General features: G+C 39.2%; 12 protein-coding genes. 8 read left to right on the top strand and 4 right to left on the bottom strand.

The window, feature by feature from the left end; all coding sequences use genetic code 11:
• Positions 1-132 precede the first annotated feature (132 nt).
• Positions 133-1977, top strand: coding sequence for a cyanophycinase (locus RDV63_RS11415; RefSeq protein WP_313909623.1), 1845 nt, complete (start codon positions 133-135; stop codon positions 1975-1977).
• 40 nt (positions 1978-2017) lie between these two features.
• Complete coding sequence (locus RDV63_RS11410; protein WP_313909622.1) at positions 2018-4312, top strand: ATP-binding protein; 2295 nt, start codon at positions 2018-2020, stop codon at positions 4310-4312.
• A 4-nt stretch (positions 4313-4316) separates the two neighbouring features.
• Here RDV63_RS11410 and arcA read toward each other — a convergent pair whose 3' ends face one another.
• From arcA to trmB, 3 genes are all read right to left on the bottom strand, one after another.
• Positions 4317-5024, bottom strand: coding sequence for a two-component system response regulator ArcA (gene arcA / locus RDV63_RS11405; protein WP_313909621.1), 708 nt, complete (start codon positions 5022-5024; stop codon positions 4317-4319).
• A 193-nt stretch (positions 5025-5217) separates the two neighbouring features.
• A complete protein-coding gene (locus RDV63_RS11400) occupies positions 5218-6234 on the bottom strand; it encodes a class I SAM-dependent methyltransferase (protein WP_313909620.1) in 1017 nt (338 codons plus the stop codon).
• The gene (trmB, locus tag RDV63_RS11395; RefSeq protein WP_409934832.1) at positions 6235-6972 is read right to left on the bottom strand and encodes a tRNA (guanosine(46)-N7)-methyltransferase TrmB; all 738 of its coding nucleotides are present in this window, start codon (positions 6970-6972) and stop codon (positions 6235-6237) included.
• A gap of 130 nt (positions 6973-7102) precedes the next feature.
• Between trmB and mutY the strand changes: the two genes are divergently transcribed.
• The 6 genes from mutY to rlmM all read left to right on the top strand — a co-directional run bounded on the left by mutY (position 7103) and on the right by rlmM (position 11493).
• The gene (gene mutY, locus RDV63_RS11390) at positions 7103-8152 is read left to right on the top strand and encodes an A/G-specific adenine glycosylase (protein WP_313909619.1); all 1050 of its coding nucleotides are present in this window, start codon (positions 7103-7105) and stop codon (positions 8150-8152) included.
• Between the two features lie 26 nt (positions 8153-8178).
• A complete protein-coding gene (locus tag RDV63_RS11385) occupies positions 8179-8451 on the top strand; it encodes an oxidative damage protection protein (protein WP_313909618.1) in 273 nt (90 codons plus the stop codon).
• Between the two features lie 69 nt (positions 8452-8520).
• The gene (locus RDV63_RS11380; RefSeq protein WP_313909617.1) at positions 8521-9456 is read left to right on the top strand and encodes a transcriptional regulator GcvA; all 936 of its coding nucleotides are present in this window, start codon (positions 8521-8523) and stop codon (positions 9454-9456) included.
• Complete coding sequence (locus RDV63_RS11375) at positions 9437-10060, top strand: alpha/beta family hydrolase (protein WP_313909616.1); 624 nt, start codon at positions 9437-9439, stop codon at positions 10058-10060. The genes RDV63_RS11380 and RDV63_RS11375 overlap by 20 nt, the downstream gene beginning before the upstream one ends.
• Positions 10038-10412, top strand: a complete 375-nt coding sequence (locus RDV63_RS11370) for a DUF423 domain-containing protein (protein WP_313909615.1) — start codon at positions 10038-10040, stop codon at positions 10410-10412. Before RDV63_RS11375 ends, RDV63_RS11370 begins: the two co-directional genes overlap by 23 nt.
• Position 10413: 1 nt before the next feature.
• Complete coding sequence (gene rlmM, locus RDV63_RS11365) at positions 10414-11493, top strand: 23S rRNA (cytidine(2498)-2'-O)-methyltransferase RlmM (protein ID WP_313909614.1); 1080 nt, start codon at positions 10414-10416, stop codon at positions 11491-11493.
• A gap of 15 nt (positions 11494-11508) precedes the next feature.
• On the opposite strand, the gene RDV63_RS11360 is transcribed toward rlmM, so the two are convergent.
• A complete protein-coding gene (locus RDV63_RS11360; RefSeq protein ID WP_313909613.1) occupies positions 11509-12636 on the bottom strand; it encodes an endonuclease/exonuclease/phosphatase family protein in 1128 nt (375 codons plus the stop codon).
• Positions 12637-12962 lie beyond the last annotated feature (326 nt).

The following is a 12962-nucleotide window of genomic DNA, read 5'->3' as shown; positions in this document are numbered from 1 at the left end:
GAAGATAAAGTACGATTGTTTTTTGTTCTAATTGGCAAAGAAGCTAATAAAGGATAATCTATGTTAGTATAAATCTGGTATGCGTCACTTTGCTGGTTCAGCTAACGGTGCTTAAGAATAAGAAAGAGAACAATGAAATTACTAAGCCTATATTTAACTAGTATTTTAATGACTTGCTCGGTTGCAGCAAATAGTACAAGTACAACTGCAAATAATGCAGCTGACTATAATATGGTATTGATTGGTGGTGGCTTAAAAGTTTGCAGCTCAACAGATACTAAGTTTTGCACTAGTAAAGATGTATTTTCAGCAGCTGCCAAAAGTTCAGCTAAATTTAATTTAACTGCAGAAAATATTAAAAATATTGCTGATCCAACCTTTTGGGGGGAACAGCGGATTATTGAACAACAGCAAGTTTTAGCTTTATTGCAGCACCTTGCTAACCGATTAGATAATGAACAGGTAACAGAGCGTGAATTACTGCGATTGTTACGCGGTGCTGATTTAGAGGTTGATGGTGTCTGGATCTCTGGACGTGTTGTATATAATGCGTTGACTGATCGTGAGGTTAATTATATTTTTGACCAATTACAGATTATGGTACGCAGCGAAAGCAATAGGCGTAATAGTTTGCGTCAAAAAGTATATGCAGACTTAAAGCAAACAAAAGATATCTTCTCAATTGAGATTCTGCAAAAAATTGTTGAACTTGCTCAGCAAGTTGCGGGACCACAGCGTAAACCTAGGATCCTAGTAGTTACCGCCGGAGCTAGAGACCCTTTTTCTGATGTTGACTTTTATACCAACTTATTTAATGAAGCGGGTATGACTGCAAGTTGGCTACCACTTACTGCTGCCTATCAGATGGCACAGCAACAAGCTGAAAGTGGCAAAGCTAGTTGTGAAAACCTGTCTGAATTAATTGCAGAATTTCATGGTAGTTATCAACGACAGCGGATTTATCCAGATCTTATGGCAGAGCTAGAATCTTTTTGCCAGGCTGGAGGGGAAGCCGCTGTTAATCAACTAAAGCGTGCTGATGCTATTTTTATTGCTGATGGTGATGCAAGTCGTATAGTGCAAGCGTTTCGGTTGCAAGATGGTTCAGCTTCTGTAGAACTACAACAATTAGATAGGATGCTAAAAGCAGGACAAATTATTTTAGCTGCAAATGACTCTGCTGCTACAGCAATATCTGGCCGTAGTTATCAAGGTATGAAAACGCCTATGCTAACTAGCGGTGATAGTTATAGTGCCATGCAATACGGTGCTTTTGACTTGCCAGCGCCACAAGCAGGCTGTGATAAAGATCAGAGTTGTTTAAATGGTTTAGCAGAACACCACTTAACCTTTTCAAGTCAAGGGGGCTTAGGCTTGTTTCCTTGGGGAGTAGTAGATAGCCAATTATCCGAACAAGGTCGACAAGGCCGTTTAATTCGCTTATTACATGATACCCAGAGCCCTTTCGGATTTGGTATTGATGAAACAACCGCTTTATTAGTTAAATTTAAAACAACTACAGAAAATGAGCAGGTCGTTGAATTTAAAGTATTAGGCGAGAATGGTGTTTTTCTAGTTGATAATCAAAGTTCTGAGGGCTCTGGAGAGGGCAGCAAGTTAACAATAAAAAAAGTGAGTACGCACTATTTAACCCGAGACGATAGTGCAGAATTAAAACAAGGTTTATTAAGAACACAGTTTTCTGACTGGAAATTTGCTGCTAATACTATCCAAACGCCTATGTTAGTTTCAGGAGATATATTTGAGCGAGATAATTATCGCCAATTAGCCCAATTATTGTGTTTAACGCAAAGTCGTCAGGCTGATGGTAAAGCGGTGCGGGTAGGTCAAGGCCATGCTATAACTTTGTATAAAGATCATAGCTCTCATACGCGTCAAGGTGTATATCGTCAAAGCGGTGTAGAGGTGCAATACTGTTCTTATCGCAATATATTAGTCGATATTCAACCTTTATAATAAGGTATTGTTTGCTATTACTTACTTTAATTGATTACTGATGCAGAGCCCTGTTCATCCACAAATTCGAGCTTTAGCGCATTGGATCCGGCAATGGGGTAAGCTCAGGTCAGCTGTTTCAAGCCTATTTATTATTAGTTGTTTTGCAGCGGTAATTAGTATTACCGCTAGTGTTGTTTCTACTAATGAAATAGATTGGGTTTTAGTTAAAGGTTCGGTGCTTGCTGCATTAGTGCTGGGGCCAATATTCATTGCTTTTATTTTTTATTTAGTTCTACACCTAGATGCTGCTATGTCTTACTTAGAAGATTCAGCACATCAAGAGCGTTTACTCAATGAAAGTATGCAGGATAATATCCGCCAGCTAAACTACGAAATAGAAGAACGTAAAAAAGCCTTTCAAGCCAAACGTCGCGCTATAGATGAACTACGTCGAGAAATAGCAGAGCGTAAAAAAGCTCAAACAGAATTAGACGACCAAGACTTACTAATCCGCTCTATTGTCGATAGCTCTCCAGACTTATTTTATTACCGAGATGAAACGGGCCGTTTTGCTAGCTGTAATAAAATGTTTGAAATTATTATGGGGAAAACAGCGTCAGAGTTGATAGGTTGTTATCCCTCAGAGATTTTTGCCGCAGATAGCGCCCAAGCAGCTATTTTGACCGAACAAGAAGATATTGCCAAGTTACGTACTGAGCTTATTTTGGATGTGGAGTTTATTAAAGATAATGGTCAATTATTATGGCTAGAAGTTCGTAAAGTTCCTTTTTATGATAAACAAGGCCGATATATAGGCTTATTAGGTTTTGGCCGTGACATAACATCACGTAAATTAGCCGAGCAAGCACTGGAAAAAGCCTATCAAGATAAAGGTAAGTTTATTGCAACATTAAGCCATGAATTACGCACGCCATTGAATGGTATAGTAGGTTTGACTCGGCGCTTATTACAAAGTGATTTAGATGATGACCAGCACGCTTGGGCTAACACTGTGTTTAGTAGCGCTGAAACGTTAGGCAATATATTTAATGACATCATTGATTTAGATAAAATAGACAGACAAGATTTAGATATTGTTTATCAAAGTGTTTCACTTAATCAATTTATTAGTGATATTGCAAATTTTGCTGAATTATTGTGCCAACAAAAAGGGCTTGAGTTTAGTTTAAATTTAGCAAGCAATATTGATTACTACTTAACTTTAGACCCAACCCGTTTACGGCAAGTATTATGGAATTTAATTAATAATGCGGTTAAGTTTACTGAAACAGGCGGCATTACATTAGATTGCGAATTAGATACATTAACAGAACAACTTAAGTTTTCTATTACAGATACTGGAATTGGCATAGGGCCGGACGAACAACTGCGTATTTTTGATATGTATTATAAGTCTCAGGATGGCCGCAGGTTAAGTATTGTTGGCTCTGGGATAGGCTTGTCGGTATCTAAAGCCCTTATTGATGCTATGCAAGGTAGTATTAACTTAACCAGTACCATTGGCCAAGGTAGTAAGTTTAGCCTTTGTATCCCAACTAAGTTAACTAACCAGCCGCAAGAAACAATTATTCCTTGCCCTGCATTAACTATTTTATTGATAGAAGATGTACCGCTAAATGCTGATATAGCCATAGGACTATTAGAGCAACGGGGCCATGAAGTCTTACATGCAGAAACCGGTGAAGATGCACTGGCTTTTTTAGATACTGAAGATGATATAGATTTAGTTTTGCTTGATATGCAACTACCAGATATGGATGGTGCAGATATTGCGAAATATATTCGTAGCGAAAAACATTTGCAAAATTTACCAATAATAGTGTTAAGCGCTAATGTTCGTAAGGCTGAGCAACAATTAGCCGGCATTAAAGTGGAGGGCTCTTTAGCAAAACCACTGAATACTAATAAATTAGACAATAAGTTAGCTCAGTTATTTTCACCAAGTGCGGTGAAGTTTAGTCAGCAGGCAACTTCAGCACAGCCTAGCAGTGAAGAACAAGTGTTAAATAAGACTATTATTAATGATTATATAGCCTCTTTAGGCAAAGCTTCAGTACAGCGAAGCGCATTATTATTTGGCCAATTATTACCAGGTTATATGAATAAAATGCTTGAGGCTGCAGTGCAGCAGCAGGCTGATGAGTTAAGAGAGACTGCTCATAAATTAAAAGGTGCCGCAGCAACAGTTGGCTTATTTTGGGTGCAAATGCAAGCAGGTAAATTAGAGCATGAAGAGATTAATTGGCAAGGTATAGAGCGGCAGCTAGCAGATTTTCAGTTAGAAGCAGAGCAACACTTGGCTGCTCTGTCAGACTATATAGAAAAATACTAAGGTATTACTTTTCTAATTTACCTACAAAGCGATAACCTTCTCCGTGGATAGTGCTGATTAACTCTGGGCTTTCTACATCTGATTCGAAATGCTTACGAATACGACGAATAGTAACATCGACAGTACGATCATTTGGTCGTAAATCACGCCCAGTCATATGACGGATTAATTGTTCGCGATTGAAAATTTTGCCTGGTGTATCTAACATTAAGCGTAAAGCACGATATTCGCCTTTAGGTAAACGACGGGCGACACCTTTAGGTGAAGTTAAATTGCGGCTGTTTTCATCAAGGGTCCAACCATTAAATTTAACAACACTTTTGTGCTCTTCAACAACAGGCTGGGCAACAGTACGGCTGAGTAAGTTGCGAGCGCGAATAGTTAATTCACGTGGGTTAAATGGTTTAGTTAAATAATCGTCTGCGCCGATCTCTAATCCTAAAATGCGGTCAACTTCACTGTCACGGCCGGTTAAAAATATTAAACCTATATTTTCTTTTTGACGTAACTCACGCGCCAAAATTAAACCATTCTTCCCTGGCAAATTAATATCCATTACCACTAAGTTAACCTTAGTATCTGCTAAACGCTGATTCATTTCTTCGCCATTCACCGCTTCGATGACTTCGTAACCTTCACCTTGGAATAGATTAACCAGATTAAGGCGAGTTACTTCTTCGTCTTCGACGATAAGGATCACAGGTGTTTGCATGAAATATTGGCCTTTTATGTAAAATTAGTGAATTTAATGATAACGTAGTATTTTCCAGATGACAGTAAATTGTCAAATGAAAGGTAATTATAACCAGCCAATCAATTGTTAACAAGTTATTTGTTAACAATTGATTGGCTGGTTAAATAACTAATTGAATATACGATGAATAATTTATGGAGAAATATATATTTTACAGTTTAACAGCATGAAAAATTGTAAAGCCATTAGCTTTAGCTTTTATATCAACCTGTTTAAAATGTTGCTGTAATATTGGTAAATATTCTAAATGATTATTCGCTACTATTGTTAAACTGCCTTTATTGACTAAACGTTGTGCACTTTGCTGGATAAACTTTTCAACAATAGCGTAGTTAGTTTTAATCCCAGTATGAAAGGGGGGGTTACTAACAATAGCGGCAAAATGCTCTGGTATTTCCGGTATGCCATCGGCAGTTATGACAGTGGCAGATAATTGGTTTTTAGCTAGGGTTAGCTTTGTCGCATCAGTAGCTAAGGTGCTTATATCTGAACAAAATAAATTAATGTTAGGTTTAGTTCGCTTTAAAACGGCTCCTACCACCCCATTGCCACAGGCGAAGTCAAGCACATTACCTTGATTAACATTAGGCAAGTTGGCTAACAATAATGCTGTACCATTATCTAGTTTGCCATGGTTAAATACACCAGGAAGAGAATATAAGGTTAATGTGGTATTTAGAACATCAATAGTAAAGCTAATAACATGAGTATCTTTTAGGTTGGCTAAGTCACCATGCAGCATAAACCATAAACAATGCTTAGCATTATCAAGTTTATTTGCTGTTAACCCAAGTTTTAAAGCATGATTAGCTAAGCTTTTAATACCACCTTTATTATCACCGACCACAAATACTTGACTGTCAGCGCTAAAGGCTGTTTTAAGCTGGCTTAAGGTATATGCTAGTTGCTCTTTACTCTTAGGATAAAAAATAACAATACTATCAAAGGGCTGACTAAACTGAGGCGCAATATCAAATATTAGTTCTATAGATGGCTGCTGCCATAGCGTCGCTACGGCTTTATCGGTAGTAAAGCAACTAAGTGTTATATTTTCTGCATTTGCAACTAATTGTGAACCCAATTCATCTGCAACAGGTTCGACAATGAGCACGCTACCTTTTAAATCGTCTATATTACGTAAAACTAGCTGACTACTATTAGCTAACATCTAGCTGTCCTTTTTATACATTAGATCCCAAACACCATGGCCTAAACGCTGGCCACGTTGTTCAAATTTAGTTAAAGGCCTGTGCTCTGGCCGCTCTACATAATCGTTGTTTGTTGATAAATTGCTATAACCTGGGGCTTGCTGCATAACCTCTAACATATGCTCGGCATAATTCTGCCAGTCAGTTGCCATGTGAAAGACACCATTGGGTTTAAGTTTTCTAAGAACTAACTGAGCAAATTCAGGTTGAACTATCCGGCGTTTATGATGACGTTTTTTATGCCAAGGATCTGGAAAAAATAATTGCACTGTATCTAAGCTATTATCGGCAATACTGTGTTCAAGTACTTCAACAGCATCATGCTGGATAAGTTTAATATTTGTTAAACCTTGAGCTTTAGCAGTGGCTAAGCAAGCTCCTACACCTGGGCGATGTACCTCAATACCAATAAAATCTTTAGTTGGAGCTTCTGCTGCCATTTGTACTAAAGACTGTCCCATACCAAAGCCAATTTCTAATACTCTGTAATGATCACGACCAAATATTTGTGTTAAATCAAAAGCCTTAGTTTGATAGTCTAAGCCATAATTAGGCCAGTAATGGTCTAAAGCATGTTGTTGAGCTTTAGTTAGGCGGCCTTCGCGCAATACAAAAGAGCGAATTCTGCGCATGTAGGTAGGCTGTTCATTTTGTTCAGGCACAGACTTAGTGTTGGTATTAGTTAGGCTATCACTCATTTAAGACTCCGAGTATAAATTAATCTAGCTATTATCCTTGTATTAATTGATTAGCTCAACCTTGTTTATGGTTGGCAAGCTTGTTTAAGCTACTTATACTGCGGCCATTAAAGCTTATAAGGAAAAAAAGTTGCAAAAACACCACGCTGATTGGTTTTCAAATCAAGTTGTTAATTGGTATCACCAACATGGCCGTAAAGAGTTACCATGGCAACAAGATAAAAGTCTCTACAAAACTTGGTTAAGTGAAGTTATGCTGCAACAAACCCAAGTTGCTACTGTAATCCCTTATTTTCAACGCTTTATCCAGCAGTATCCTACTATCACAGCTTTAGCAGAAGCGCCTTTGGATCACGTTTTACATTTATGGACAGGGTTGGGCTATTACGCACGGGCCCGCAACTTACATAAAGCGGCTAAAATAATAGTTGAGCAATTTGCAGGTGAGTTTCCACAGCAGTTTGAGCAAGTACTGGCTTTACCCGGAATAGGGCGCTCTACTGCCGGCGCCATTTTGTCTTTAACTTTGCAGCAGCCTTGGCCTATTCTTGATGGTAATTGTAAGCGGGTATTAAGCCGATTTGCAGCTATTGATGGTTGGTCGGGCAATAAAGCCGTAGAACAACAATTATGGCAGTTAGCTAAGCAAGTTACTCCTAAGCAAGAGGTAGCTGTTTTTAATCAAGCTATGATGGATTTAGGGGCGACCTTGTGTACACGCACTAAACCGCGTTGTGCTGACTGCCCTATAAAACTGCACTGTCAAGCGGCACTAAAAGGTGAACAATATTTATACCCCGCTAAAAAGCCTAAAAAAAGCCTACCTGAAAAACATAGTTTTTGGTTATTGTTAGAGCATAAGCAGCAAGTCTTGTTAACTCAACGGCCAGCAGCAGGATTATGGGGAGGATTATACGGCTTTTTAGAGTTTGACTCTGTTGAGCAGCGTCAGCAATATTGTGAGTTAAATGCACTTAATATCGCAAACTCTGAAGATTTGCCGGCATTTAAGCACACCTTTAGCCATTTTCATTTATGGATCCAACCACAGCGGGTATTATTAGCGCAATTTCCCAGTAGTGTGCAGCAATCTACGGCAACTTGGTTTACAATAGATTCGATACCTGCAGTGGGTTTGTCGGCACCGGCAAAACAACTGTTTTTACAAATTCTGCCATAGGCATTAATAACATCAGGATAATATACATGAGTCGTACTGTTTTTTGTTTACACCTTAAAAAAGACGCCCCAGGTTTAGATTTTCAACCCTATCCAGGTGATCTTGGTAAAAAAATCTTTAATGAAATAAGTAAAGAAGCTTGGGCTAATTGGATGGCTAAGCAAATCATGTTAATTAATGAGAATAAGCTTAATATGATGAATCAAGAACATAGAGCTTATTTAGAGCAACAAATGCAGGCTTTTTTATTTCAAGGTGCAGATATCAAAATTGAAGGCTATAAACCGGTAGAGAAATAGCTTTAACGCTATACTGGAGCCTTCAACTTTTTACAAAAACATATTACTTTTAAGGTTAGTAAAGTTATTATGGCGCGTCGTTTACCTCCGCTAAATGCTCTTAAAGCTTTTGAAACAGCAGCTCGCCATTTAAGTTTTACAAAAGCTGCAGAAGAGATGTACGTTACCCAAGCTGCTATTAGCCATCAGATTAAAGCGCTGGAAGAGCACTTGGGCATTAAATTGTTTATGCGAAAAAATCGGTCTTTACTATTAACAGAAGAAGGCCAAAGCTATTTTTTAGATATAAAAGATATTTTTATTCAGCTATATGAGTCGACAGAGAAACTGTTAGCTCGGGGAGCTAAAGGCTCATTAACGGTCAGTTTGCCACCAAGCTTTGCGATTCAATGGCTAGTACCGCGTTTAAATCAGTTTGCGGAGCAACATCCAGATATTGATGTCAGAATTAAAGCTGTTGATTTGGATGAAGGTTCACTAACCGATGATGTGGACATTGCCATTTATTACGGCCGTGGTAATTGGCGTAATTTATACGCTGAAAAACTCCATCCAGAATATTTACTTCCAGTTTGCTCACCATTATTGCTAACTAGCGGTAAAAAACTTTTAGAGCCGGCCGATTTAAGGTTTCATAATTTATTACATGATGGTTCGCGTCAGGCATGGAAGGCTTGGTTTACTAGCCAAGGCCTAAAACAATTTAATGTTAACCAAGGCCCTATTTTTAGTCATTCATCTATGGTGTTGCAAGCAGCAATTCATGGTCAGGGCGTTGCCTTAGCGCATAATGTTTTAACTCGACCTGATATTAACTCTGGCCGCTTAATAGTACCTTTTAACCATGTATTAATAAGTAAGGACTCTTATTACTTAGTGTGCCGGGAAAGTCAGGTTGAATTAGGTAAAATAGCGGCATTTCGACAATGGATGATGGACATGGTTGAAATTGAAAAAAATGCTTTTGCCGAGCAACAATTTACTAATGCTGTTGCCATTGATTAGTACACCTAAGGATGCAGTCGCATGCTTAATACTTGCTCATGGTGCTGGTGCCGGTGCAGATAGTGCTGTTTTACAACAATTGGCCTCTGCACTTACTGTAAATAAAATAGCTGTAGTTAGGTTTAACTTCCCATATATGCAACGTCAATTAAGCTTGGGCCGAAAAAGCTTTCCTGATAAAATGCCTTTGCTGTTAATAGCTATGCAGCAACAAATACAACAGTGCACAGCTGATTTACCATTATTTATTGGCGGTAAGTCTTTAGGTGGTAGAGTGGCTAGCTTAATTACCGACCAGCCTGAGGTGCTAGCCAGTTTTGCTTTTGGATATCCGTTTCATGCCCCTAAAAAAAGTATTTGGCGAACAGAGCATTTTACGCATTTAGACAGGCCCTTGCACATTATCCAAGGTGAGCGTGATCCTTTTGGTAATAAACAAGAACTAACAGATAAAGCATGGCCACAGGTGACAATAGATTGGTTGCCTGATGCTGATCATGATTTTAAACCGCGTAAAATTAGCGGTTATAGCCAAGCGGATCTTATTTTATTAAGTGCGCGCTTATGTCGAGAAAAGATAGATGAAATACTTTTGGCAAATTAGTCAAAGCTTAACTGCATTATATGGGGCTGCGGTGGTGGGTTTTGCCGCCGCTTTAATGCATTTATGGCAAGATGGTTTAACCACAGAAGGCCTAGCACGCGTATTAAGTGCAGTAGTCATATTAGCATTTCACTGTTTAGCGTTATTGGTTTTAAACATTCAAGCTAGCCCAAATAAGCTAAGTCGTTTGGTCGCTTTGTTGTGGCATTTAGGTTTAATTTGCTTTGTTTGGACATTATTGGCAGGAGTATTCTCTTTGCCATTTTATTTTTCGCAATTAGCGCCAATTGGTGGCCAATTGCTTATAGTTGCTTGGCTATTATTAGCCTTTACAGCCTGGCAGCGGAGTTAATATGAAACAACTATTATTATATTGCCGTGCCGGTTTTGAAAAAGAATGCGCAGCAGAAATTCAAGATCAAGCCGCTAAATATGACCTGTTTGGTTTTTGTAAGCTATCAACAAACGCGGCTTATGTCATATTTGAAGCATACGATGCTGAGGCTTTGGCCAACTTTTATGCTGATTATGATTTTAAGCAATTTATATTTATTCGCCAGTGGTGCTTGTTACAAGCCGATTTATTAAGCTTTGAACCAACAGATAGAATAGCCGCGGTGCTTGATGCAGCCTTATCGGCTGAGTTAAGTGGTTTTGGTGAAGTTAGAGTAGAGTACCCTGACACAAATGATGGTAAAACCTTGTCCACCTTGGCTCGTAAACTAACAGTGCCTTTGCGCCAAGCATTAAGAAAAGCCGGGGTATTATTAGCCAAAGAAAATAAGCGCGCCCCAGTTTTACACTTATTGTTAATTAACGGTCAGCAAGGTTATGTCGGTATTTCTTATGCTGAAAATAATAGCCCCTTAGAAAACGGTATTATGCGTTTAAAGTTTCCTAATGAAGCGCCTAGCCGTAGTACTTTAAAACTGGAAGAGGCATTTATTCAGTTTATTCCTAAAGATGAGTGGGAAACTCGCCTAAGTAGCGGTATGCGCGCTGTCGATCTCGGTGCTTGCCCAGGCGGTTGGACATATCAACTTGTACGCCGCTCTATGATGGTAACCGCAATAGATAATGGCCCTATGGCACAATCATTAATGGATACCGGTCAAGTTAAACATTTAATGATTGATGGTTTTAAATTTGAACCGCAAAAACAAAATGTTTATTGGTTAGTCTGCGATATGATTGAGCAACCTAAACGAGTGGCCGATAGAATTGCCGACTGGATTGTTAATAAATGGTGCCAAGAAAGTATTTTTAACTTGAAGTTGCCAATGAAAAAGCGCTATGAAACGGTGCAAGAAATTTTGGCAAGCTTTGAACAGCGTCTGCAAGCTGCTGGTATTAAATACCAGTTACAAGTTAAACATCTGTACCATGACCGAGAAGAAGTCACAGTGCATGTCCGAAATTTAATAATCCGCTAATTTTAGGCTGTTAGCTTAGTCTTGGTTTAAAGCCAGTTTCAGCCATACCAAGCGGTGATCTGAACTGGCATTGCGCGAGCCAACTAAGTGATAGTTGGCTTCATCTTTAGCTGGCCAAAACACGCCACTTTCTTTAACACTAAACCCAAATTTTGACGGTAGCACATAATCTGCTCGCATCCGCCAAGCTGCAGTATGAAAAGTTGCTACTGGATTATCAGGACTATGCTCTGCACCGCCTTTACTTTTTGGTGCTAAGCTATTATTTACTTTGTCATGATTAACTAAGTTGCATATAGCGCAATGTAGCGCATTACCTTCTTTGTCAGCAGAAGCATTCTGATCGCCCATAATAACAAAGCGAACAGCCTCTTCTAGCCCACCTTTTTTACCGTTATCATCATAAATATAATCAGCTTTATTCTCACTTATGTAATCAAGCCAAAAACGAATTTCATCATGGTTTCTATTGGCGTTACGTTTTTCAGGACCATCAAAAGCAGGTGGTGTAGGGTGACTCATTAATACCCGTACGGTTTCACCCGCAATAGTAAGAGGAATATCCCAGTGGCTTTTCGACGAAAGCGGAAACTTCTGCCAAGCGGCTTTACTATACCAAGGGCTACCATCGGCTTTAGTCGTCGGCATAAAGTCAGGCATATCTTTCCATTTAAAATGCTGGAAAGTACGCACAGCCGATGTATCAATTGGGTATTTGGACAGTAACACCATGCCATACTGGCCTGGGTAAAAGCCGAAACCCCAGGCATCAGCTCCGGTGCCACTGGCAACGCCATCGTTGTCTAAATCGAACGGGCTGGGCTGGCCGGTATTTACCGTGTTGTAGTAAAAGTACGGATAATCAATTGCTGCCGCGTCGCCTTGTGCTTTATTCAGATAATTACGGATAAAGGCTTTAACGCCTTTTTCACTATCGGCAATGTAATCAAACTCGTTAAGCAGCAGCACATCGGGCCTGACAATCTGGACGATATGAGCAATGTTTTTGATCTGAGGCTCGCTGCCGCTTTGCAGTAATTTAGCTAACACAGTGGCATCACCGTTTTGGCCATGCGGCAAATAATTCTGCGCTTCCATACTGACGTTAAAGGTGGCAAAGGTAACTTGTTTAGCGTTCACCATTTGGTTTACTCCTAACGCGGTTATTGCGCTTAGCAGCAGAACATTAAGTTTAATTTTCATAATAAACATTTGAAATGAGCAAGGTTGCATAGCATAAAATGCCATAAAGCCAATTGCCAGCTATACCCTTTCAGATGCCATAAATTAACACTTTTTGGCGACAGACCTGTTTTTTAACCAATTTTTAGCCGCATAGTGCGCAACTCGGACCAGCTATATTACACTTGTGTGGCAGCCGCCTTAGGCAATAAGAGGAACAAAAAGTTCCCATTTACAGAAAGTTCCCAATATTAGGATTGGCGTAAGAAAGTTGTAATATGGCTTAG

The organism is Rheinheimera sp. MMS21-TC3, from assembly GCF_032229285.1.
Taxonomy (GTDB): domain Bacteria; phylum Pseudomonadota; class Gammaproteobacteria; order Enterobacterales; family Alteromonadaceae; genus Alishewanella.
This window is presented reverse-complemented; position numbering and strand designations above follow the sequence as displayed.

What these genes read in the sequence shown, in the direction of transcription:
- trmB (WP_409934832.1), bottom strand. Translation starts at nt 6,972, where the DNA reads ATGAGTGATAGCCTAACTAATACCAACACTAAGTCTGTGCCTGAACAA.
- RDV63_RS11400 (WP_313909620.1), bottom strand. Translation starts at nt 6,234, where the DNA reads ATGTTAGCTAATAGTAGTCAGCTAGTTTTACGTAATATAGACGATTTA.
- RDV63_RS11410 (WP_313909622.1), top strand. Translation starts at nt 2,018, where the DNA reads ATGCAGAGCCCTGTTCATCCACAAATTCGAGCTTTAGCGCATTGGATC.
- RDV63_RS11360 (WP_313909613.1), bottom strand. Translation starts at nt 12,636, where the DNA reads ATGGTGAACGCTAAACAAGTTACCTTTGCCACCTTTAACGTCAGTATG.
- rlmM (WP_313909614.1), top strand. Translation starts at nt 10,414, where the DNA reads ATGAAACAACTATTATTATATTGCCGTGCCGGTTTTGAAAAAGAATGC.
- RDV63_RS11415 (WP_313909623.1), top strand. Translation starts at nt 133, where the DNA reads ATGAAATTACTAAGCCTATATTTAACTAGTATTTTAATGACTTGCTCG.
- RDV63_RS11375 (WP_313909616.1), top strand. Translation starts at nt 9,437, where the DNA reads ATGCTGTTGCCATTGATTAGTACACCTAAGGATGCAGTCGCATGCTTA.
- RDV63_RS11380 (WP_313909617.1), top strand. Translation starts at nt 8,521, where the DNA reads ATGGCGCGTCGTTTACCTCCGCTAAATGCTCTTAAAGCTTTTGAAACA.
- RDV63_RS11385 (WP_313909618.1), top strand. Translation starts at nt 8,179, where the DNA reads ATGAGTCGTACTGTTTTTTGTTTACACCTTAAAAAAGACGCCCCAGGT.
- arcA (WP_313909621.1), bottom strand. Translation starts at nt 5,024, where the DNA reads ATGCAAACACCTGTGATCCTTATCGTCGAAGACGAAGAAGTAACTCGC.
- RDV63_RS11370 (WP_313909615.1), top strand. Translation starts at nt 10,038, where the DNA reads ATGAAATACTTTTGGCAAATTAGTCAAAGCTTAACTGCATTATATGGG.